Origin of the sequence: Nocardia sp. NPDC004168 (assembly GCF_040610355.1) — a bacterium.
Taxonomy (GTDB): Bacteria; Actinomycetota; Actinomycetes; order Mycobacteriales; family Mycobacteriaceae; genus Nocardia; species Nocardia sichangensis.
Genome location: NZ_JBEXME010000002.1, coordinates 38,652 through 61,192, shown reverse-complemented (window position 1 = coordinate 61,192; position 22,541 = coordinate 38,652). Strand labels below are relative to the sequence as shown.

At 67.1% G+C, this 22,541-nt stretch carries 21 protein-coding genes; 14 read left to right on the top strand and 7 right to left on the bottom strand.

All coding sequences use genetic code 11. The features are described 5' to 3' along the window. Positions 1-12: 12 nt before the first annotated feature. The gene (locus ABZW96_RS04000; protein ID WP_355071151.1) at positions 13-1,230 is read right to left on the bottom strand and encodes a hypothetical protein; all 1,218 of its coding nucleotides are present in this window, start codon (positions 1,228-1,230) and stop codon (positions 13-15) included. Positions 1,231-1,374: 144 nt separating this feature from the next. Here ABZW96_RS04000 and ABZW96_RS03995 point away from each other — a divergent pair, with 144 nt between their 5' ends. The 3 genes from ABZW96_RS03995 (at position 1,375) to ABZW96_RS03985 (ending at position 3,926) form a co-directional block, all read left to right on the top strand. Next, positions 1,375-1,950, top strand: coding sequence for a TerD family protein (locus ABZW96_RS03995; RefSeq protein ID WP_355071149.1), 576 nt, complete (start codon positions 1,375-1,377; stop codon positions 1,948-1,950). Positions 1,951-2,109: 159 nt separating this feature from the next. Further along, a complete protein-coding gene (locus tag ABZW96_RS03990) occupies positions 2,110-3,207 on the top strand; it encodes a DUF475 domain-containing protein (RefSeq protein ID WP_355071148.1) in 1,098 nt (365 codons plus the stop codon). Positions 3,208-3,302: 95 nt separating this feature from the next. After that, positions 3,303-3,926 carry a Tellurium resistance gene (locus ABZW96_RS03985; RefSeq protein WP_355071146.1) on the top strand — a complete coding sequence of 208 codons (624 nt, stop codon included), beginning with the start codon at positions 3,303-3,305 and terminating at the stop codon, positions 3,924-3,926. A gap of 1 nt (position 3,927) precedes the next feature. Here ABZW96_RS03985 and ABZW96_RS03980 read toward each other — a convergent pair whose 3' ends face one another. Beyond that, the gene (locus tag ABZW96_RS03980; RefSeq protein ID WP_355071144.1) at positions 3,928-4,824 is read right to left on the bottom strand and encodes a DMT family transporter; all 897 of its coding nucleotides are present in this window, start codon (positions 4,822-4,824) and stop codon (positions 3,928-3,930) included. Positions 4,825-4,908: 84 nt separating this feature from the next. Here ABZW96_RS03980 and ABZW96_RS03975 point away from each other — a divergent pair, with 84 nt between their 5' ends. Further along, complete coding sequence (locus ABZW96_RS03975; RefSeq protein ID WP_355071143.1) at positions 4,909-5,442, top strand: CGNR zinc finger domain-containing protein; 534 nt, start codon at positions 4,909-4,911, stop codon at positions 5,440-5,442. On the opposite strand, the gene ABZW96_RS03970 is transcribed toward ABZW96_RS03975, so the two are convergent. Further along, positions 5,439-6,830, bottom strand: coding sequence for a hypothetical protein (locus ABZW96_RS03970; RefSeq protein ID WP_355071141.1), 1,392 nt, complete (start codon positions 6,828-6,830; stop codon positions 5,439-5,441). The two genes, ABZW96_RS03975 and ABZW96_RS03970, sit on opposite strands and share 4 nt — an antisense overlap. 214 nt (positions 6,831-7,044) lie before the next feature. Between ABZW96_RS03970 and rpsF the strand changes: the two genes are divergently transcribed. The 5 genes from rpsF (at position 7,045) to dnaB (ending at position 11,961) form a co-directional block, all read left to right on the top strand. Next, positions 7,045-7,332 carry a 30S ribosomal protein S6 gene (gene rpsF, locus ABZW96_RS03965; RefSeq protein ID WP_039803204.1) on the top strand — a complete coding sequence of 96 codons (288 nt, stop codon included), beginning with the start codon at positions 7,045-7,047 and terminating at the stop codon, positions 7,330-7,332. An 88-nt stretch (positions 7,333-7,420) separates the two neighbouring features. Further along, on the top strand, positions 7,421-7,957 hold the full coding sequence (locus ABZW96_RS03960) for a single-stranded DNA-binding protein (protein WP_039803206.1): 537 nt from the start codon (positions 7,421-7,423) through the stop codon (positions 7,955-7,957). Between the two features lie 58 nt (positions 7,958-8,015). Continuing rightward, complete coding sequence (gene rpsR, locus ABZW96_RS03955) at positions 8,016-8,267, top strand: 30S ribosomal protein S18 (RefSeq protein ID WP_043700357.1); 252 nt, start codon at positions 8,016-8,018, stop codon at positions 8,265-8,267. A 17-nt stretch (positions 8,268-8,284) separates the two neighbouring features. Then, a complete protein-coding gene (rplI, locus tag ABZW96_RS03950; RefSeq protein ID WP_355071139.1) occupies positions 8,285-8,737 on the top strand; it encodes a 50S ribosomal protein L9 in 453 nt (150 codons plus the stop codon). Between the two features lie 629 nt (positions 8,738-9,366). Further along, positions 9,367-11,961 (top strand): replicative DNA helicase, encoded by a 2,595-nt coding sequence (dnaB, locus tag ABZW96_RS03945; RefSeq protein ID WP_355071138.1) that lies wholly within the window; start codon positions 9,367-9,369, stop codon positions 11,959-11,961. A gap of 18 nt (positions 11,962-11,979) precedes the next feature. On the opposite strand, the gene ABZW96_RS03940 is transcribed toward dnaB, so the two are convergent. Together ABZW96_RS03940 and ABZW96_RS03935 are read right to left on the bottom strand one after the other, a co-directional pair. Further along, positions 11,980-12,393 carry a MerR family transcriptional regulator gene (locus tag ABZW96_RS03940; protein WP_355071136.1) on the bottom strand — a complete coding sequence of 138 codons (414 nt, stop codon included), beginning with the start codon at positions 12,391-12,393 and terminating at the stop codon, positions 11,980-11,982. Between the two features lie 26 nt (positions 12,394-12,419). Continuing rightward, a complete protein-coding gene (locus ABZW96_RS03935) occupies positions 12,420-13,436 on the bottom strand; it encodes an NADP-dependent oxidoreductase (protein ID WP_355071134.1) in 1,017 nt (338 codons plus the stop codon). Positions 13,437-13,630: 194 nt separating this feature from the next. Between ABZW96_RS03935 and ABZW96_RS03930 the strand changes: the two genes are divergently transcribed. Continuing rightward, a complete protein-coding gene (locus tag ABZW96_RS03930) occupies positions 13,631-15,301 on the top strand; it encodes a cutinase family protein (protein ID WP_355071133.1) in 1,671 nt (556 codons plus the stop codon). 113 nt (positions 15,302-15,414) lie between these two features. On the opposite strand, the gene ABZW96_RS03925 is transcribed toward ABZW96_RS03930, so the two are convergent. Then, positions 15,415-16,635, bottom strand: a complete 1,221-nt coding sequence (locus ABZW96_RS03925; RefSeq protein ID WP_355071131.1) for a hypothetical protein — start codon at positions 16,633-16,635, stop codon at positions 15,415-15,417. A 248-nt stretch (positions 16,636-16,883) separates the two neighbouring features. Here ABZW96_RS03925 and ABZW96_RS03920 point away from each other — a divergent pair, with 248 nt between their 5' ends. From ABZW96_RS03920 to ABZW96_RS03905, 4 genes are all read left to right on the top strand, one after another. Further along, positions 16,884-17,795 (top strand): DMT family transporter, encoded by a 912-nt coding sequence (locus ABZW96_RS03920; RefSeq protein ID WP_355071129.1) that lies wholly within the window; start codon positions 16,884-16,886, stop codon positions 17,793-17,795. Positions 17,796-17,897: 102 nt separating this feature from the next. Beyond that, positions 17,898-18,563 (top strand): class I SAM-dependent methyltransferase, encoded by a 666-nt coding sequence (locus ABZW96_RS03915; protein ID WP_355071128.1) that lies wholly within the window; start codon positions 17,898-17,900, stop codon positions 18,561-18,563. 134 nt (positions 18,564-18,697) lie between these two features. Continuing rightward, positions 18,698-20,041 carry a wax ester/triacylglycerol synthase family O-acyltransferase gene (locus tag ABZW96_RS03910; protein WP_355071126.1) on the top strand — a complete coding sequence of 448 codons (1,344 nt, stop codon included), beginning with the start codon at positions 18,698-18,700 and terminating at the stop codon, positions 20,039-20,041. Positions 20,042-20,259: 218 nt separating this feature from the next. Beyond that, positions 20,260-21,384, top strand: coding sequence for a nitronate monooxygenase family protein (locus tag ABZW96_RS03905; protein WP_355071124.1), 1,125 nt, complete (start codon positions 20,260-20,262; stop codon positions 21,382-21,384). Positions 21,385-21,764: 380 nt separating this feature from the next. Here ABZW96_RS03905 and ABZW96_RS03900 read toward each other — a convergent pair whose 3' ends face one another. After that, complete coding sequence (locus ABZW96_RS03900; RefSeq protein WP_355071122.1) at positions 21,765-22,541, bottom strand: GntR family transcriptional regulator; 777 nt, start codon at positions 22,539-22,541, stop codon at positions 21,765-21,767.

The following is a 22,541-nucleotide window of genomic DNA, read 5'->3' as shown; positions in this document are numbered from 1 at the left end:
GTTGCCCCATTCTCATTCTCGTCGTGGTCCTGCTTGTCTTCTCATTCGATCCACTACCCCGGCTATGAATTCGGTGACGGCATCCAGTTCCGCCACATAGGCCCAGTAGTCGGGGTGACGCCCCGACAGTGTTTCGCTGATTCGGTCGATTCGTGCCGCTTGCGCGTCGAGGACCGAGCCCCATTCGGCGACCAGCCCGCGGCTCACCGCGAGCATCTGCGCGTCCCGCAGCCGGAATCGTACGGCCTTGGCCTGTTCGTGCGGGTCGGACCGAATCGCACGCAGCAGGCTGAGCCGCTTGGTGACGGCGTCGACTCGCTGCTCGGCCTCGGCGAGGAACCCGCGCGCGGATGTGGTCAGATCAAGTGCAAACTCCGGATTGTTCTCTACCGCCGCCGCACGCGCCCTGCCGAGGGCCGCGTCCGCGGCCTCGATGGCTCGCTGACTTTCCCGCTCATTGTTAGCCAGATCGGCCGAACTCGCAGCATTGAACTCGCGCAGCAGCGCCGAGAACGCCTGCGGAACGCCTTCGGCCCTGGTCCGGACGGCGGCAAGCCGGGTTGTCACGGACGATATCGCGTTGTTCGCGGCCGCCGCCCGAGATGGTGCTTGCGCCAACGCATCCGCCAGCTCGTTGGTGACCGCCTGCAGATGGTTCGCGGCCTCCCGCACGGTGCCCGCGGACCCGCCGGAGCCCGCCGCCTCCAGTGTGACCAGCGCCTCATCGACCGCGGCGGCGTGCCTGCGCACCGACGGATAGTCCGCGAACTCCGATTCGGCGGCCCGCCCGCGCACACCGGCCGCGGCGACCTTGACCTGCTGGGCCAACTGCGGCACCGCGCCGAGCACCGCCACCGACTCCTCCAGCTTGCCCTGGTCGCCGCGATAGAACTCGTCGACCGCGCGCGCCGCGTCGGCCAGTTGCCGTACCGCCGCGTCGACGCGCTGCCGGCCCTGCGGCACCGGCGGGCCGCCCTGCTGCGCGGCCTCCAGCTCGGCGCTCAGCGTCAGATACACCTCCGCGGCGCCATAGCACCTGTGCCGCAACGGTTCCCAGCGCGCGCCCGTGCGCCGCTCGGGGAAGATCTGATCGGCGGCGTGCACCGCGGCCTCGGCCGCGCTCTGGCGCCGATCCATGTCGAGGAAAGCCGTCGCCAGCGTCGTGCGGGCATGCTCGATCCACTCGTCGTTCTCCGACGAACGAAACCATCCACGCCTCCGGCCTGCCACGCCCCGATGGTAGGAGATCTTCCTGTTCGCCGGGGGTTACGCGGGTTCCTACGAAAGTTCGCGGAAACCTACTACTGTCGATGGCGTCCCCGGCGATCCGGACATGCTGGGAACCAATGACGGACTATTGAAAGGGAATCCCGCATGGGTGTCAGTTTGTCCAAGGGCGGCAATGTCTCGCTGACCAAGGCGGCGCCTAACCTCACTGCTGTCTCGGTCGGCCTGGGGTGGGATGTGCGGACCACCACCGGCACCGACTTCGACCTCGACGCCAGCGCCATTGCGACCGGCGGGGACAAGAAGGTCCTGTCCGACCAGCACTTCGTCTTCTTCAACAACCTGCGTTCTCCCGAGGGCTCGATCGAGCACGCGGGCGACAACCGGACCGGCGAAGGCGAGGGCGACGACGAGGTCATCAACGTCGACCTGGCGAACACCCCGCCCACGATCGAGAGCATCTTCTTCCCGGTCTCGATCTACGACGCCGACTCCCGGTCGCAGTCCTTCGGCCAGGTCCGCAACGCCTACATCCGTGTCGTGGACCGCAGCAACGGCGAGGAGCTCGCCCGCTACGACCTCACCGAGGACGCCTCGACCGAGACCGCCATGGTCTTCGGCGAGCTGTACCGCAACGGCGCGGAGTGGAAGTTCCGCGCGATCGGTCAGGGCTACGCCTCCGGTCTGGCGGGCATCGCCCGTGATTACGGCGTGAACGTCTGAGCAACACTTAGCTGTTCACAGGGGGCCCGGCGACGGGCCCCCTCGTCGTGCCACCCAGGCATGCCGGCGCCCTGGGAGCAACGTTGGACAACCGGCGATCCAGCAGCCACGCTGGTAGCAAACGTCGCCGCCTCGTTTTCACTCACGAAAGGTCCCAGCGTGGTCCTGCGCATATTCGGCATGTCCCTCGTCGTCACGGTGCTCTCGCTCGTCGTCGCGGTCGTGTACGGCGGACCGACCGCCCTCGCGCTCGCCGCGATCCTCGGCATCCTCGAGGTGTCGCTCTCGTTCGACAACGCCGTGATCAACGCCACCGTCCTGGAACGGATGAGCGCGTTCTGGCAGCGGATCTTCCTCACCGTCGGCGTGCTGATCGCCGTGTTCGGCATGCGGCTGGTCTTCCCGCTGGCGATCGTGTGGATCACCGCGGGGCTGGATCCGGTGCGGGCCTTCGACCTGGCCCTCAATCCGCCCCCGGACGGCGCCCTTACCTTCCCGGACGGCAGCCCGAGCTACGAGAAGCTGCTCACCGACGCGCATCCGCAGATCGCGGCGTTCGGCGGTATGTTCCTGGCCCTGCTGTTCCTCAACTTCATCTTCGAGGAACGCGAGATCACCTGGCTGAGCTGGCTGGAGCGGCCGCTTGCCAAGGCGGGCAAGCTGGACATGCTCTCCGTGGTGGTCGCGGGTGCGGGCCTGATCCTCACCGCGGAGTTCATCGCCGACGAGGCGCACCGCTCGACCGTGCTGGTCGCGGGCCTGCTCGGCATGATCACCTACATCGCGGTGGACGGGCTCGGCTCCATGTTCCACACCGAGGAGCAGAGCGGAGGGCCGTCGGAGCTGGTCAAGGCCACCGGTAAGGCGGGCTTCTTCCTGTTCCTCTACCTGGAGGTGCTCGACGCGTCGTTCTCCTTCGACGGCGTGATCGGCGCGTTCGCCATCACCTCCGACCCGATCATCATCGCGCTCGGCCTCGGCCTGATCGGCGCCATGTTCGTCCGGTCGATCACGGTGTACCTGGTTCGCAAGGGCACGCTGTCGGAGTACGTCTACCTGGAGCACGGCGCGCACTGGGCGATCGGCGCGCTCGCGGCGATCCTGCTGGTCTCGATCGGAGTGCACATCAACGAGGTCGTCACCGGCCTGGTCGGCGTCGCGTTCATCGGTGCGGCGTTCATCACCAGCATCGTCCGCAACGGCCGAGCGGACGAAGAGGAACTGGACAGCGAACGGGAACCGACGCCGGTAGGCTGATTCCCGGCAAGCAGCCCGAAGACCCGTTGCGGCAGCGGCCCCATCCCGAGGGATGGCCGCTGCCGCTCTCGTTTCCACAGAGGGGGGATCGCGCCATGGCGATCGACGACAACCCCGGCGGCGTCAACCTGTCCAAGGTGACCCTGTCGAAGGCGACACCGAGCATCAACCTGACCAAGCCGGGTGAGCAGCAGGGCACCATGCGGGTCAACCTGAACTGGTCGAGCGGACCGAAGGGATTCTTCCGCCGCGCCAAGCCGATCGATCTCGACCTCGGCTGTCTCTACGAACTGTCCAACGGCGCCAAGGGCGTCGTGCAGGCGATCGGCGGCAATTTCGGCACGCTGGAGGCCGAGCCCTACATCCGGCTCGACGGCGACGATCGCAGCGGCGCGGCCGCGTCGGGCGAGAACCTGCACATCGACCTCGCGCGGCCCGAGCTGTTCCGGCGCATCCTGATCTTCGCCTTCATCTACGAGGGCGTGCCGAACTGGGCCGCCGCCGACGGCGTGGTGACGCTCTACCCCACATCCGGTCCGCAGGTCGAGGTCCGCCTGGATTCTCCGGTGGACGGCGCTCGCTCGTGCGCCATCGCCCTGCTGCAGAACCAGGGGGCCGGGATCACCGTGCACCGGGAAGTGCACTACGTCAACGGCGCCCAGCGCGAACTCGACCAGGCATACCAGTGGGGTATGCAGTGGCAGGCCGGGCGCAAGTAGGTCACCGCGGCACGGGCACCGGTTGCCGCGCGACGACCGCCGACGCCGGCTTGCGAGCCGCGAACACCAAGCCCACCAGGCCGATGGCGAGTCCGGCGACGGTCAACGGTCGCAGCGGCTGATCGATCAGCAACCAGGCCAGGATCGCGGTCACGGCGGGCGTCGCGAAGAACAGCTTGCCCACCCTGGTCGCGTCCCACCGGCGCAACATGGCGTTGAGCAGCAGGAACGCGGCCATGGAGTTGACCAGCACCATCCAGATGAGCGACCCGGCGAACCGGCCCACGTCCGACACGTGCACTTGGCCGGACAGCCAGGTCAGCACCCCGGCGATCGGCGCGCTGATCGCCACGTGCAGCGCCGTGGCCGCCCTGGGATCGACGGTGGGCGTGAATCGCTTCTGGTACACGGTGCCGATGCTCAACCCGAGCAGCCCTGCCACGCACAGCAGCAGTCCGGCCAGGGAGAAGTGGGACTGGTCGAACACGGCGAGTGCGACTCCGATGCCGCCGATGCCGAAGCCGAACCACTGCCGCATCGTGACGACTTCGCCGATCAGTCCGGCGCACAGAGCGATGACCACCGGATTCAAGCCCTGCACCAGCGCGATCACCGCCGCCGAGACATGCTCGGCCATCGCCGTGTAGAACGCGCCGAACTGGACCATCTGCATCAACAGCCCGGCGACGAGCACGTGACGCAATTGGCCTCCCTGCGGCCACGTGACCCGCGCGAGGAGGGCGTAGGCCGTGAGCAGCACTCCCGCGACGGCGAAGCGCACGAACAGCACCAGTAGCGGCGGCGCCGCGCCGACCCCGATCACCCCCGCGATGAACGCACTGCTCCACAACAAGACGAACAGCGGCTGCGCGGCCACCATCGCGAATCGGCTCTGCACGGACCCTCCTCGGAGTAACCACCTTGGGTGGTTATCACAGTGGCATCCGGTTCAATAACCTGTCAAGGCGGTTACTATGAGGAGGTGTTCACCTTCGTGAGCGGCAACCTCGCCCTGGACTTCGCCGGTACCGTCATGGGGCGCTCGACCAGGTTCGAGGACGTCCTCTCCACACCCGCGGCGCTGGCCGACTGGATCGTCGCCGCGGGCCTGCTCGACAGCCCGCCAACCGGCGACGCCGATACCCTCGCGCGGGCAGTGCGCTTGCGTGAGGCGGCCTATCGCATGGCGCTGGCCACCGCCCGCGGAACCGCCTTCGACGACGGCGACCGCGGGACCGTCAACGAATTCGCCGAGGGCGTCCCGCCCTCGATCAGCCTGCGCGCCGACGGCACGGTCGTCCGCTCCGGCGACGCGGACGCGGCCTTGGCCGCCGTCGCACGTTCCGCGATCGAGTTACTGGGCAGCCGGGCGCTCGTCAAGGAGTGCGGTCGCCCCGTGTGCACGCGGCTGTATGTGGACACTTCCCGTGGCGGCTCGCGCCGGTGGTGCGACATGACCCTGTGCGGCAACCGCGCCAAAAGCGCGGCCTTTCGGGCCCGGCACGGTGGGCCTTAGACCACCGGAACCAGATCGCGGGGGTCGGACCGCGCGGCCCGGGGCGTCATCGAACGATTTCCACGCGGCGCCGCCCACAGGAAGACGAAGAAGAACACGATCAGCAGGCTCGCGCGCCCCCACACACCGAATTGGACGATGTGCTCCATCAACTCGACCGACTTGCCCGTACCCATCGAGTAGAAGTAGCGGAACACCCCGATCCCGATGGCCGCGTCGGCGACGAGATAGCTGCCGACCAACCACCAGGGGATCTCGAGCAGCACCAGGAACGGCACCAGCCAGAGGGTGTACTGCGGGGAATGCACCTTGTGGAACAACAGGAATCCACACAGCATCGCGCCGCTCACACCGACCCACGGGAACACGCCGGTCGCCAGGTAGCGCCGCCGGCCGAGCCACATGGCCAGCGCGAACGCCGCGAGCACCAGCAACGGGGAAGCGACCGAGACCAGTTGCTGGAACGCCGCCTCGCTGCGCGGATCGGGACCGAACATCGGCCGAAGTCCCCAGTACCAGATGGAATTCGTGGTGATATCGGCCTGACGCAACTGCTGGAAGGTGATGGACGCGCGCCAGCCTTCGTAACCCACCAGCGCGAACGGCAGATTCACCACTACCACGGTGCCGATCGCCGCGCCCGCGGTGAGCAGAGCGCCACGGACGTCCGGTCCGCGATCGCCCGCTCCCGCTTCGCGCTCGCCACCGCCGGTGAGCACGTACGCCAGCAAGGGCAACACGAAGATCCCCGGGTACAGCTTGAGGCAGAACCCGAGCCCGAGCAGCACCGCGGCCACGATGCCCCTGGTACGCACCGAGTAGCGGGTCAAGGCGGTCATCACGTAGACGGCCGCCACCGCCGTGCACACCACCGGAAGCTCCCAGTTGTGGAAGGCATAGAGCACCAGCGGCGGTCCGGCCGCCCACAGCAGGGCCGCGCCGCCGGCCAGGCGAGCCAGCATCCACGCGGTCAGCAACGCGAAGGGCGCCAGCAGCAGCGCCGAGTACCGCAGGAAATCGGCGTCATTGTGCGCGCCCACCGCGCCGAACCACATCAGCACGCCGCTGAGCACCGGATATTCCACCGCGCCGCCGACCAACGCCCCGTCGTCGGTGATGCCGCCGGTCACATAGGGAAAGACATGCTCGTTGATGTCTCGGCCGAGCCAGAGGAATTGGATATCGGAATAGCAGACGTCCGAATCCTTGATCACATCGAAAACCGTGCTGCGCCCGTCCCGGTCGAACGGCGCACCCGCGCAACGCGCCTTGTTCGCGTACGCCAGCGCGAGGACGAGACCGCAGAGCAGCACCACCACCACGGCGAACGCCGCGCGGCGTCGCACGCCACCCGCGGGCAGGTCGCTGGCGGCGAGTCCGGTCGGCATGGATCCACCCTAAGCGGACGGTCGGGGCCGTGCCGCCATTCCCCTTCCTAGCGACGCGAACGCGCGAGCCGAACACGTGCGAGCCGGGGCGGCTCGCGGGGCGATTTCACTGCTCAGGTGCCGCTCATGTAGCCTGTTCGGGTTGCTGACGCAACGACCCTCCTGCCACGGACCGTCCGTGGCCGTTTCCTAGTCCACAGGAGGTGATTGGTCCGTGCGTCATTACGAAGTGATGGTCATCCTCGATCCGAGCCTGGACGAGCGCACTGTTGGTCCGTCGCTGGACAACCTGCTCAGTGTCGTTCGCACCGAGGGCGGCAAGATCGACAAGGTCGACATCTGGGGCCGCCGCAGGCTCGCCTACGAGATCGCCAAGCACGCCGAGGGCATCTACGCCGTGGTCGACCTGACCGCCGAGCCCGCCACCGTGAGCGAGCTCGACCGCCAGCTCGGTCTCAACGAGTCGGTGCTGCGCACCAAGGTTCTGCGCCACGACAAGTAGTCCGGCAACCCTCGTTTGCGTCGGAGCCTGTGCCTAGGCTCTAGCGCAACAGCGAGACGCGGACTGCACACCGAGCAGGAGGAACCACATGGCAGGCGACACGGTCATCACCGTCATCGGAAATCTGACGGCCGACCCGGAGCTTCGATTCACACCGGCGGGACAGGCGGTGGCGAATTTCACCGTCGCGTCGACTCCCCGTGTGTTCGACCGTAATTCGAACGAATGGAAAGACGGCGAAGCGCTGTTCCTGCGCTGCAATATCTGGCGCGAGGCCGCAGAGAATGTCGCCGAAAGCCTGACCAGGGGTTCCCGTGTCATCGTGAGCGGACGGCTCAAGCAGCGCTCCTACGAAACCCGCGAGGGTGAGAAGCGCACGGTCGTCGAGCTCGAGGTCGACGAGGTCGGCCCCTCGCTGCGCTACGCCACCGCGAAGGTCAACAAGACCAGCCGCGGCAGTGGTGGCGGCGGCTTCGGGTCCGGGTCCGGCGGCGGTGGCGGCTATGCCTCCTCCGGTGGTGGCGGTGGGCGTTCCGGCGGTGCCGAGGACGACCCTTGGGGCAGTGCGCCCGCGGCAGGCTCCTTCGGGGGCAACAGCCGCATGGATGACGAACCGCCGTTCTGAGAACGGCCACAACGGCCCGCACGAATTCGGGCCATCACTGATTACGGAGTACAAGACCATGCCTAAAGCGCCCGCGCGCGAAAAGGTGCTGAAGAAGAAGGCTTGCTCGTTCTGCAAGGAGAGCAAGACCGGAACCGTCACGATCGATTACAAGGACACGGCGTTGCTGCGCAAGTACGTCAGCGACCGCGGCAAGATCCGCGCCCGCCGCGTCACCGGCAACTGCGTCCAGCACCAGCGTGATGTCGCGGTTGCGGTCAAGAACTCGCGTGAGGTCGCGCTGCTGCCTTACGTGTCGACGGCTCGCTGAGAAAGGGAGGCACGCCAATGAAGTTGATTCTTACCGCTGATGTGGACAACCTCGGTGCCCCCGGCGACACCGTTGAGGTCAAGGACGGCTACGGCCGCAACTACCTGCTGCCGCGCGGCCTGGCGATCGCGGCCAGCCGTGGCGCGCAGAAGCAGGTCGAGGGCATTCGCCGGGCGCAGGAAGCCCGCCGGGTCCGCGACCTGGACCACGCCAACGAGCTGAAGCAGGCCATCGAGAACCTGGAGTCGGTCTCGCTGGCGGTGAAGACCGCGGGCACCGGCAAGCTGTTCGGCTCGGTGACCCAGTCGGACGTCGCGGCGGCCGTCAAGGCGGCGGGTGGCCCCGTCGTCGACAAGCGCAGCATCGAGCTGCCGAAGGCGCACATCAAGTCGACCGGCAAGCACGCCATCCTGGTGCACCTGCACCCGGACGTGGCGGCGAAGTTCGACCTCACGGTCACCGCCGCCTGATTCCAGGCATCGCGTCGAGGACCACTCCCGTCCGTTCACGGGAGTGGTCCTCGGTCGTGCTCCGCTGCCGCGAGCCGCTTTGTAGCTAATTATTTGCCGGATGACCGAGCGCGTCATCAGGGACAATCTGGGCCGCACCGCACACCGCAACGACGCCGGGTCTACCCAGCCTGTGGATTACGGGTCGAACCGACCTTCCGCAATGTGATTCAGGCCATATGTAGCTCACGTGCTGTTAACCCAACACGCCCGGCTGTTCAACTTGGCCGACACGCCGGTACTTCATTAATCCACACCTGGAAGAACGCGGAAGTCCATATCTATCTGCGTATTTGACCCCGCCGACCTGGGTTTTCCCCAAGTTGTACACAGGGGGTGCACACGGTTGAGTGAACTCTCCCCAAGTTATCCACAGCTGTGTGCACAGTGCGGTTTGGTGCACAGCCAGCGGGTCGCCTAGGTTCGTCGCATCGCTGCGCGCGGGCCGCTCCCGAGCGCGCGCACGGACCGGTGCCGCGGCGGTAGCTGGAGCCCTGGTCAAAGGCTTTTTCGAACGTGTCGGTGCCCGGGAGTAAAACGAGTCGACAGGGTGCATCCCGGTCGTGGGGTAGAGAGGACGGTCGAGTCTGGTGACAACCACCGATGACCGCGGGCACACGGACTTCCCGCCCGAACCTCCCGGCGAGGACTTCGGCCGCCAGCCTCCGCACGACATGGCGGCCGAGCAGTCGGTGCTCGGCGGCATGCTGTTGAGCAAGGACGCCATCGCCGACGTCGTCGAGGCGATTCGGCCCGGCGATTTCTACCGTCCCGCCCATCAGGCCATCTACGACACGATCCTGGATCTCTACGGGCGCGGCGAACCCGCCGACCCGGTGACCGTCGCCGCGGGCCTGGACCGCCGTGGCGAGCTCAAGCGCATCGGCGGCGCGCCGTATCTGGTCACGCTCACCCAGACCGTGCCGACCGCGGCCAACGCGGGCTACTACGCCGAAATCGTGGCCGAGAAGGCCATTTTGCGCCGCCTGGTCGAGGCGGGCACCCGCATCGTCCAGTACGGCTACGCGGGCGCCGACGGCCAGGACGTCGCCGAGGTCGTCGACCGCGCCCAAGCCGAGGTCTACGAGGTCACCGAACGCCGCACCAGCGAAGACTTCCTCCCCCTGGAAGAACTGCTCCAGCCGACGATGGACGAAATCGACTCCATCGCCAGCCGCGGCGGCATCTCCCTCGGCGTCCCCACCGGTTTCACCGAACTCGACGAAATCACCAATGGCCTGCACCCCGGTCAGATGATCATCGTCGCGGCCAGGCCTGGTGTGGGCAAGGCGCTGGCCCTGGATACCCCCCTTCCGACACCCACCGGATGGACCACCATGGGTGAGGTCCACGTCGGCGACGAATTGTTGGACGCGAAGGGTCGTCCCACCCGCGTCGTAGCGGCGACCGAGGTTTTGTCCGGGCGTCCCTGCTACGAGGTGGAGTTCTCCGACGGCTCCGTGCTCGTCGCGGACGAACAACATCAATGGCTCACGGAGACCAGGGCATCCAGACGGTCGAAACGGGCAGCTGCCGAGGTGCGTACGACCGCCGAGATCGCGAGAACGCTGCGGTGCGACACCGCGGATCGCAGACTGAACCACTCGGTCAGCAATTCCGGCCCGCTACAACTGCCTGCGCGCGCCCTGACGGTGCCGCCCTACACGCTGGGCGCCTGGCTCGGCGACGGACCGTCCGCCGCCGCACAGCTCACCTGCGCCGATCCAGAGATCATCGCGCGAATCGAGGCCGAGGGGATCGTCGCGGTGCCCTCGCGGTCGGCTCGGCTGCGTTATCAGCTGACATTGCCTGCCGACGAGCCGATCCCCGCACGCGAGTGCCTGGTCTGCGGCAAGGAATTCGTTCCTTTCACCACCGAGGTCCGCACCTGTGGGCGGTCCTGCGGCGGAAAGGCTCGGTTCCTTTCGGCTCCGGTGCCTGCACCGCGCTGCCCGAATTGCGGCGAACGGTCGATCGGTCTGCGCCTGTGCCAGAAGTGCCGGAACACCGTCGGGAGCGTGCAGGCGCGCCTGCGGACGCTCGGTGTCCTCGGTGACAAGCACATTCCCATCGACTACCTGCGAGCGTCCGAGCAACAGCGACGGTCCCTACTGGCCGGTTTGCTGGACACCGACGGCACCGTGACCAACGGCGGCTCCGTACAGTTCAGTGTCACGAACGCCCGGCTCGTCGCAGACGTGCACGAGCTGATCGTCGGCCTCGGTTACCGCTGTCATCTCTCCACCAAGCGAGTCCGAGGTCGTTCCGAGGAATCCTCTACCGCCTACACCCTCACCTTCGCCACCGACGACGAGGTGTTCGGTCTGTATCGGAAGGCCTTGCTGCACAAGGAACGGCGCGCCAGCCGCAGCACGGTGCGATCGAACTCGCGATTCGTCGTCGATGTACGCCGGATCGACAGCGTGCCGGTGCGCTGCGTCGAAGTGGACAACGCCGATCATCTGTATCTGGCCGGACGCTCGATGATTCCCACGCACAACTCGACTTTGGGAATGGATTTCATGCGCAGTTGCTCGATCAAGCATGGCTTGGCGAGCGTCATCTTCTCCTTGGAGATGAGTCGTACCGAGATCGTCATGCGGTTGTTGTCGGCGGAGGCGAAGATCAAGCTCGGGGATATGCGGTCCGGGCGGATGAGCGACGACGACTGGACCAAGTTGGCGCGGCGGATGAGTGAGATCAGCGAGGCGCCGCTGTTCGTGGACGATTCGCCGAACCTGACGATGATGGAGATCCGCGCCAAAGCGCGGCGGCTCAAGCAGCGCCACGATTTGAAACTCGTGGTCGTGGATTACCTCCAGCTGATGACGTCCGGCAAAAAGGTCGAATCCCGTCAGCAGGAAGTCTCGGACTTCTCCCGTAATCTGAAACTGCTGGCCAAGGAACTCGAAGTGCCGGTGGTCGCGATCAGCCAGCTCAACCGCGGTCCCGAACAGCGAACCGACAAGCGCCCCATGGTGTCCGATCTCCGCGAGTCGGGATCTTTGGAACAAGACGCGGATATGGTCATCCTGCTGCACCGTCCCGACGCTTTCGAGCGCGACGACCCGCGCGGCGGTGAGGCCGACCTGATTCTCGGTAAACACCGTAACGGCCCCACCGCGACGATCACCGTCGCCCATCAGCTGCATTTGTCGCGGTTCGTGGATATGGCGCGCGGCTGAGTTCGGGGGAGGCTGGGCTCAAGTACCGCACGGCTGTTGGTCTTCGCCAGTCGGCTCGCTCGGGCTGTCCTGTGCCAGCCACGGCATCCGGTCGATCAGGCGATCACGTAGTTCGATCAGATTCGCGATGCGCCGATTGAGCTCGGCGAACCGTGGTGGGCCGACGGATGCGTACCCGTTGGGGCACCGCGGCTCGAACGGGAAAGTTTGGGGCAGGTCGCGGTCGAGGTAGGGCACGAACGCGCGGACATCGTCGATGGTGAATCCGGCATCGAGCAGTTCCCGGATGTTGTGTACCCGCTTCACCGCCTCTTCGTCGTAGCGGCGGTAGCCCGAAGTGGTGCGTTCACAGGTGAGCAGACCTCGTTCCTCGTAGAAGCGCAGCGCGCGCGTGGTCGTTCCGGTCCGCTCCGCCAGTTCACCGATCAGCATTGTCGTGTCCTTCCCGTGGTGACTGTTCAACGCGTGAGCCGCACAACTACTTTCCCGGTGTAGCGACCTCGCACCAGGTCGAGCACTGCCTGTGGAGCGTTTTCCAGCCCATCGACGACATTCTCGGCGTGCCGCAGCGAACCCTCGGCGAGCCACTGGCGTAACCGCCGTCCGAATTCCGGCGCCAGATCCAGGTGATCGAGGGCGGTGAATCCGCGCAGTGTGATTCGCTTCGCGATCACCGGCAGCAGGTCTCCGGGCCCACCATCGGGCGTCCCACCCGCGCGCTGCCGGGCGAGCGCGCCGCACAGGGCGATTCGCCCGCCGACGTTCATCGTCTCGATCGCGGCGCGCAGTTGCGCGCCGCCGACGTTGTCGAAATACACGTCGACCCCTTCCGGCGCGGCTGCCCGGAACTGGTCGGACAACGGCTGGTCGTGATAGTCGAACGCCGTGTCGAAGCCGAGCTCGTCGATGACGTAGCGGGCCTTCCGCGGTGATCCCACGCTCCCGACGACTCGCCCGGCGCCGAGCAGTCGCGCGAGCTGGCCGGCCAGGCTTCCGGTAGCTCCGGCGGCGCTGGAGACCAGAACGGTCTCACCCTCGCGTAACCCCGCGACCACGGTCAGCCCCACATACGCGACCAATCCGAAACCGAGGTACGTCGACGGCGACGGATACGCCTGTGCGTCGACGACCCGAACGCTGTCGGCGTCCGCGATGGCGTACTCGCGCCAGCCGTGTTGGTGCAGCACCAATGCTCCCTCCGGCACATGCTGGTCAGCGGACGCGACGACCTCACCGATCGCGCCACCGGACATCACTTCGCCGATGGCGAAGGCGGGCATCGGGATTTCGGGATATCCGCCGATTTGCATCAGCATTCCCGGATCGAGCGACATGTACAGGTTGCGGATCAGCACTTGACCCGGTGCGGGATCGAGTACCGCCTCTTCGATCAGCCGGAAGTCCGGCAATGCCGGCAATCCGTTCGGTCGCGCGGCCAGCTGGATCGCTCGGGAGGTTCGCGTCACAGTCGTCATGCCCCGACGCTAAGGATTGACGCATACGTGAAGGTCAAGCAGCAATCAGGCGCGAGGGGACGCTTCGCGGTTCGAACCCTTCCATCCGGCACTAAGTAACGCTCAGGGCCCCTACCACGACGTCCTCGGTGACGTATGGCCCGTCGGGGGGCTTGTCCGTCCACTTTGTCGGTGTATGGAATGGAAATCAGGACATGGCTCTTCGCGAGTTCTTCGCGCGGCATCGCATCGCTTCGGCGGTTGCCGCTCCGGCGGTGCTGGGCGTGGCGGCGGTGGTCGCCACCTCGTTGGCGTTGACGTCGACGCCGGAAACCAGGGAAACCCAGCTCACGACCTCTGTCACGGAATGCCGCGACATGGTCACCATCTCGGTGGCCGGTCGCAACGACACTCCGGTGGAGGGGACCACCAGGATGCTGGTGGATGCCAACGGCAACCCGTTGCCCGCCGCGCTGTCGGGTGATCACAGCAGTGAGTGGGTCGATCCGGTCGTCAACGCACCGGCCGACGACGTCGATCCGGACGCGTACGCCGCGGTCTACATCGCCTATCCGGCGAATATGTCCACCTACGAGGACGCTGTCAACGCCGGTGTCGCGAACACCGAGCGGGTGATGCGGGAGATCGCCCAGGCGTGCCCCGACACCAAGTTCTCGATCGTCGGCTACAGCGAGGGCGCCGACGTCGTCCGCCGCGTCGCGATGCAGATCGGCCATCAGGAACCCGGCCAGGACGGCGCGTACGGGATCGTGGATCCGGCCGACGTCGTCGGCGTCGTCATCCTCGCCGACTCGGGTCGCTCGGCGGGCGACGGGCCGTTCCCGGGATCGAAGGACCCGTTCAGCAACCCGGACGGCTTCGACCAGCAATATCAGAACGGCACGAACGCGGTTCCCGGGCAGGGCGCGGTGCGCGGCACCAGCGGTGACTTCGGCGCGCTGAACGGCAAGATCGCGTCGTTCTGCTCCGACGGCGATCTCACCTGCTCGGCGCCGCAGAACATCTCCCTGCTGCAATTGGTGGTCAATGTCGGCAGGCAGTTGAACGTGGACGCGCTCGAGCGCGACGGGCTCACGCCGGCGACCGGGCAGGACGTCGCCGTGGTCCTCGGCCGGATCGCGATGGCGGCGTTCGCGGACATCCAGTCGCAGCCGAACTGGATGCAGAGCGACGAGACCTTCCTGCAGGTGCTGCTGCGGGTGTCGGATCCGGCGTACAAGCCGGGTGAGAAGAAAGCGCCGGTGCAGGCGGACTCCATTGCCACGAACGACATGTCGCCGCTGGCCTACCTGCCGCAGAAGGTGCTCAACGAGATCGTCGGGCTCATCGTGACGAACCAGAACACGATCCCGGTCATCCTCAGCGACCCGTACAACCTCACCCTGGGCCCGAATCACACCGGTCACCACTTCGACTACTGGGACGACGCGGACCCCGCCGCGGGCAAGCCGCTGACCTCGGCGGAGTACGCGGCCGCGTGGCTCACCCATCTGGCGAAGCAGGCGCAGGCCGGTAAGCAGGTCGACCCGACGTCCAAGCCGCAGGAGGCGGACCTGGCCGCCGTGTACAAGGCGGCGGAGACCACCTCGGCGGCTCCGACGACCGAACCCGCCAAGAGCTCGACCACGGCACCGAAGCCGACCAGCGCCGCCCCTACGACAACCGGCACCACGGACCGGCCGACGACGACGGCGCCGACCTCGACCACCACCTCGGCGCCGGTGGTCACCACCACCACGCCCGCGCCTGCTCCGGTCGCGGCGCCGGTCGAGACGACGAAGCCGACCACCACGACCGAATCGACCACGACGACAACGCACTCCGCGGCGCCGACCACCACGGCGACCGCGAAGGCGTCGAACTGATCGACCCGAGGGCCGCGATCACAGCCGTTCGGCGTGATCGCGGCCCGCGGCGTATTCGCCCGCCAACGCGCGAGCGGTGACGTGTAACCGGGTGCGCTCGGTGTCGGGCGGAATCAGTCGTGCACGGCGCGAAGGTTGCGGGCCAGCACTTCGACGCGATGGCGTTGGAGCTGGGTGAATTCCCCAGGATGATGGATTTCCACACTCAGCCGTCCGGCGAAAGTGCTGATGACGCAGGTGCCGCCGCCCGGTTGCTGCGGACGGCGGCCGGTCAGGTCCGGCTTCGCGAGCATGGTGGAGTGGAAGTCGTCGATGCGCAGCTCGTCCTGCTCGGGCAGCGGCGGGATAGTGCCCCAGTTGGTCGCGATGACCACGCCGGGCAGAGCCGGTCGCGGCGCCGCCGCCATGTCGGGGATGCTCAACGGCGTGCGCTGCACGATGCCAGCGGCCAGGCCCGCGTGCAGCGCCGCGCTGATGCCGCGGGCCGATTCCACCAGCGTGACGGCGGATTCGGGGGAGAGGTAATTGGCGAAACCGAGGACGTTCGTGCCTTCGGTGGCGGAGATTTCGGGGCTCACCCTGGTCCGCAGGTCGACGGAGTACAGGTAGAGCAGCCCGGTGAGCGGTAGCTCGCGGATCTCGGCTTCGGTCCGCAACAGCGCCGCCGACACCAGACCGTGCACCGTGACGTTCTCGCGATGTCCGAGGGCGACCAGCGCCGCGGTCTCCTCTCGGGAGAGCCGGCATCGGGTGGTGTGCAGCGTCGGATAGTCGTCGTCGCGCGGCTGCGGTACCTGTGGCGCGGTAGCAGCGGCCCCGGCTCCGGGCAGCGCCATCTTCTCGATGCCTCGCGCCGCGAGCAGATGCTCGATCGATTCGGGGAACGCGTGCACCGGCGACTCGGGGATCTTTCCGCCGACCGCGTCTCGATACCCGGCCCAGAACTCGGTGACGATGGCGAACGCGTGGAACGCGTCCGCGATGCTGTGATGGATCACGAGGGTGACGCTCGCGGTGTCGCCGTCGCGTACCACGCACAGCCCACAGACGCCGGTGCGCTGGTCGAATTTCGCTCCAGTGAAGGCGAATTCGGTATCGCCGTCGGCGACGAAGACCTGGGGTGCCGCGTCCGTCACGGTGAAGACTCGACCGCCGTCGGCGGACGACTCGATGCGGGCGCGCAGAATGGGATGCGCCCGGGCGACTGCCTCGAAGGCGGCTGTCAACGCGGGCAGGTCCAACCGACCGGATACCCGTGCCGCATAACCGATGAAGACCTCGCCCGCGGCGAACATCTCCTCGCTCGGGGCCAGTCGGCGGATGACGTCGACCACGATGATGCCTTCCCTTCGCTCCGGGCGAAGACTAGCCCGAACAACGTTGCACTCGCGCATCATTCGCTCAAATAGGACGAACGGGACATGGAACGGAGCGAACCGGCCTTGCCGGAGCGGGGAAGTGGATCTGTCGGATGATCGGATCACCTGGATAAGCTCCCAGTGGTCGAAAGCGAGCGGAGCATGTTCTCAACCCCCGGCACCGAATCGGTCGCCGTCCGTCCGCACCGCGCGGTGGTCGTGCGATGACCCGCCGCGGATGGGCCCTCTTCCTGGCGATGGGCGTGATCTGGGGCGTGCCGTACGCGATGATCCGCATCGCGGTAGAGGATCTCGACCCGATCGTGGTCGCGTTCGGCCGCACGCTGATCGGTGGCTTGCTGCTCCTGCCGGTCGCGCTCTACGCCGACGCGCTGGCGCCGGTGTTCCGGCGATGGCGGCCTCTGCTGCTCTACACCCTGGTGGAGATCACCGGGCCGTGGTTCCTGATCGGGTACGCCGAGACCACGCTGCACAGTTCGACGGTCGGCTTGCTGATCGCGGCGGTGCCGCTGATCGCCGTGGTGATCGTGACCGTGCTCGGCCACGACCGGTTCGACGCGAGCCGGGTGGTCGGCCTGCTCGTCGGGTTCGCGGGCGTCGCCGCGCTCGTCGGCTTGGATGTCGATTCGGGGAATCCGGCGGCGATCGCGGCGATCGGGCTCACCACGGTCGGCTACGCGGTCGGTCCGATCGTCATCAATCGCGCACTGGCCGATCTGCCCCCGCTCGGTGTGGTGACCGCATCGCTGCTGCTGGCGGCGGTGATCTACGCGCCGTTCGCGGGGTGGCTGCGCCCGTCGCGCATCACCGCCGACGCGGCCTGGTCGGTGCTCGGCCTCGCGGTGATCTGCACGGCCGTAGCGTTCCTGTTCTTCTTCGCGCTGATCGCCGAGGTCGGCCCGGCCCGTGCGACGGTGATCACCTACATCAATCCCGCGGTGGCGATCCTGCTCGGCGTCACGGCGCTCGGCGAGCCGCTGACCGCGGGCATGGCGATCGGCTTCCCGCTGGTCATCCTCGGTTCCGTGCTGGGAACCGCGCGCGGTCGCGACACAGCGGCACGAGCGGACGCGCCCGCCGCGCCGGAGGCTGCCGCCCAATTACCCGAGAGGTGATCGCCACGGCGCCTGATCACCCGGCACCGCGTCTACGCGGACGGCCTCGCCGTCGCCCTGGCATTCGATTCGGGGGAGTGAGCACGTAATACGCTGCTCCGGGTGCTGGATTCGACCGAAGACTTCGCAGACGAACACCCTGACGTGGCCATCACCCGAGCCGCCTACGACCACGTCGCCAAGCTCTACACCGAGCTTTTCCGCCACCACCTCGCCGGTGCGGTGCTCGATCGGGCGATGCTCGGCGCCTTCGTGGAATCGGTGGCGGGCAACGGCTCCGGCCCCATAGCCGATGTCGGCTGCGGCCCGGGACGGATCACCGGACACCTCGCTGCGTTGGGTGCGCAGGTATTCGGGATCGATCTCTCGCCGCGAATGGTGGAGCTGGCCCGCGTGGAACATCCGCAGCTACTTTTCGCGCAAGGTTCCGTAGAGCAGCTACCGATAAGCAACGAGGCGCTCGGCGGCATAGTCGCGTGGTATTCGTTGATTCACCTCCCACCGGATCGCGTGCCGCACGTGTTGAGCGAGTTCCATCGGGTACTCGCAAGCAAAGGGCACGTGTTGCTGGCTTTCCAGACGGCCGACCAGCCCGACGCGGTGGAAGCCTTCGACCACAAGGTGACTCGCGCCTACCGGTGGGCGCCGAAGCGTCTCGTGCGTCTGCTCGGTGACGCCGGGTTCGCCATGATCGCTCGCATGGTGCGCGAGCCGGGTCCCGACGAGCGGTTCGGGCAGGCCTACCTGCTGGCCTCGAAGGTTCGGTGATTCACCGAACGCGGTCCGTCGCGCCCGGGTAAGTTTGTCGTGTCGCGGCGGTTTCATGGCTGCGCGGGCCCGCCGACAACGTGGTCGATTCGTACTCCGAACATCCTCACCATGTCGTCAGGGGGCGACTCATCATGGAATTCATCGCGCCGGTCGATGCCGTCTTCTTGCTCGCCGAATCCCGCGAACAGCCGATGCACGTGGGAGCGTTGCAGCTGTTCGAGCCGCCGGAGGACGCCGGAGCGGACTTCGCCGCACAAGTGCACGACAAGCTATTACGCAGCACCGACATCGATCCGGCCTTTCGCAAGCATCCCGCGACGATCTTCGGGTCTCCGCAGATGGCGTGGACGCGCGCCGAGGACGTGGAACTCGACTACCACGTGCGGCGGCTGGCCGTGCCCGGGCCGGGACGCATGGACCAGCTCGTTGAGCTGGCCTCCGGCCTGCACGGCAGTCTGCTCGACCGGCACCGCCCGCTGTGGGAGTTCCACCTGATCGAGGGCCTCGCCGACGGCAGGTTCGCACTGTATTCGAAGATGCATCACGCGTTGATCGACGGCGTTTCCGCCCAGCGTCTACTCCGGCGCACGCTGACCGGCGATCCGTCCTCGAGTGTCACGCGCGTGCCGTGGCACCTGCCTCGGGGCAGGCGTAGGACGCCGTCCGGTACCGATGGTGTGGCGCGAAACCTGTTCTCCGCCGCGACATCCGGCGTATCGGTCCTGCGTGCCGCGCGCACCGCGCTGTCGCGGCAGCAGCTGACCCTGCCGTTCGCGGCGCCGCGCACCATGTTCAACGTCCCGATCGGCGGCGCGCGCCGTGCGGTGGTGCGGTCCTGGCCGTTGGAACGGTTGCAGCAAGTGAAAAAGGCGACCGGCTCGACGCTCAACGACGTGGTGCTCACCATGTCGGCGGGCGCACTGCGGCGCTACCTGCTCGAACGAGCCGCTCTGCCGGACAAGCCGTTGGTCGCGATGGTGCCGATGTCGCTGCGCGCCGAGGACGACGACGAGACCAACGGGGTCAAGGTCGGCGCGGTGCTGTGCAACCTCGGCACCGACATCGCCGATGCGCTGGAGCGCCTGCAGGTGGTCGCCGCGTCGATGCGCGACGGCAAGGACGTCTATCGCACGCTGTCGTGCAATCAGACGATGGCGTTGTCGGCACTGATGCTCAGCCCGCTCGCCCTCAACCTCGTGCCCGCGCTGATCCCGTGGACCAGTCCGACCTTCAACATCGTCATCTCGAACGTGCCCGGGCCGCGAGAGCCGATGTACTGGAACGGCGCGCGTCTCGACGCGAGTTACCCGCTGTCGATCCCGTTCGACGGTCAGGCGGTGAACATCACGCTCACCTCCAACGCGGGCAATCTCGACTTCGGCCTGGTCGGCTGCCGTCGCAGTGTGCCGCAGCTGCCCCGTCTGCTCGACCACCTGGAGGAGTCGCTCGCCGAACTGGAGCGCGCCACCGCCTGATCCGGCATCGCATTCCGCAGAAAACTAGAACGTGTTACTGTCGAGGCATGGTGCGAAGGCCAGTCGAGGATGCCGCAGCCGCTTCATGGCGATATCAGCGGCTCGCGGTGGACTCGACGTGCGGCGACCAGGCCGAACCGAGCGCCACTTATGCAACTCGTTCTAGTACATCTGCGCCGCGCCGTTCGCGGCGGAGCAGTTAGGGAGACCAGCACGCCATGCGTACCGAAATCTGCGAACGGCTCGGGATCGAATTCCCTATCTTCGCCTTCACCCACTGCCGCGACGTGGCGGCCGCGGTCAGCAATGCGGGCGGACTCGGCGTGCTCGGCGCCGTCGGCTTCACCGCCGAGCAGCTCGAGGTCGAGTTGGCTTGGCTGGATGAGCACGTACAGGGCGTGTACGGCGTCGATCTGGTGATTCCCTCCAAGTACGAGGGCAAGGGCATCGATGGACTGAGCCCGGAGGAACTCGAAGCCAAGCTGGCCGAACTGGTCCCGCAGGGGCACCGCGACTTCGCCGAGAAGATCCTCGCCGACCACGGCGTGCCCAAGCTGCCCGAGAGCGAGCACCACAACCAACTGCTCGGCTGGACCGCCACCACAGCGGGCCCGCAGGTGGAGGTGATTCTGCGGCACCCGAAGGCGAAGCTGGTCGCCAACGCCCTCGGCACCCCGCCCGAGGACGTGATCAAGCAGGTGCAGGATTCCGGCCGGTTGATCGGCGCGCTGTGCGGTTCGGTCAAGCACGCACTCAACCACAAGCGCGCCGGCCTCGACTTCGTGGTCTGCCAGGGCACCGAGGGCGGCGGCCACTGCGGCGAGGTCTCCTCGATGGTGCTGTGGCCACAGGTCATCGATGCCGTCGGCGATCTGCCCGTGCTGGCCGCGGGCGGCATCGGCAACGGCCGCCAGGTGGCCGCCGCGATGGCGATGGGCGCGGCGGGCGCGTGGACCGGCTCGGTGTGGCTCACCGTCGAGGAAGCCAACGTGCCGCCCGCCCAGATGCAGACCTACATCGACGCGACCAGCCACGACACCGTGCGTTCGCGCGCATGGACCGGCAAGCCCGCCCGCATGCTGCGCAACGACTGGACCGAGGCGTGGGAGCGGGCCGATACCCCCGACCCGCTGCCGATGCCGCTGCAGATGATGGTCGCGTTGGAAGGCGTGAAGCGCGGGCACCGTTATCCGGAGGCCGCCAAGGACGTCAACTTCAATCCGGTCGGCCAGATCGTCGGCATGATGAATCGGGTGGAGCGTTCCGCGGATGTGGTCAACCGCCTGATCCAGGAGTACGTCGAGGCGTGCGAGCGCCTCAACAAGCTCAACGGCGGGGCCTGAGTCCGGGCGTCGATTCCGGGACGGCGATGCCGTGCGGCATCCGTCCGGTCGAAAGCCCGGGACGATCGCACCGGCGTAGCGGCGGCCACCCCTACGCCGGTGCGATCTCCGGTTCACGACTTCGGGCCGAACTCGAACCCCGCTGCCCAGAAGCACTCGGTCGCGCCGCTGAGACCCTGTGCCGGAGACGATTTCGTCGTGGTCGGCGCGGTGCGCAGCAGCCCGAACACCCACGCAAGCCGCGGCCGATTCATCCCATTCGACCCATTAGCGTCTGGGACAGATACGCTCAGGGAACGCGGTGGCCCAGCTCACTTCGGCGCAACGAGAGGATGGTCGGGGCAAATCGTCCCAGACGCACTGTGCAGCGTACGAAACGACTAGGCGGTGGCGGCCTGGTTCACGCCGGCGCTTTCCTCGATGCCGACCACCAATTCCTCGAAGCGCGCGATCACCTTCTCGTGGTACATGCCGAACAGATCCTCGAACAGCGCCAGCTGAGCCTCGCTCGGCCCCGAGCCGGAATCCCACACCGCGGCCAGCGCTCGCCAGACCAGAACGTGCAGATCCGGCGCGCCCGCGAAATACGCTTCGACCGCCTCCGGCACCTCGAGCACCGTCTCACCGATCGAGTTCAAGATCGCCCGCTGCATGGGGAGACCGAGCGTGGTCAGCAGTCTGCGCACCAGCGCGACCTCGAGCGCCAGCATCTGCCGCAGATCCGGAACCTGCTGACGCGCCAGGGATTCGAGCTCGTCGATGGTGGATTTCAGTTCGGCCGAATCGATCCGCTGTTCGCCACCGGTGTAGGCGAGCAGCGTCTCGAGCACAAGATTGCGCTCGACGTCCACGATGTCGCGGAACATCTCCATCGCGATGTCCGGCATGGGAATCGAGAAGCGGAACAGCTGGCGGTACACGTCCACCCCGCCCGCCTCTCGGACGTCACGGATCGTGAATCCCTTGCCGCGCCGGGCTTCGACGAAACCGTACGACTCCAGCCTGCCCAGCGTCAGCTGCGCGGTCGCGCGGTTCATATCGAATTCCTCGGCGACCTGACGCACCGACGGCATGAGATCCCCCGGCTGATATTCCCCCGCGGCAACCCGGCGCGCCAGCTCGTCGGCAACGTCGGCGACCACCGTCTGGGATCCCAT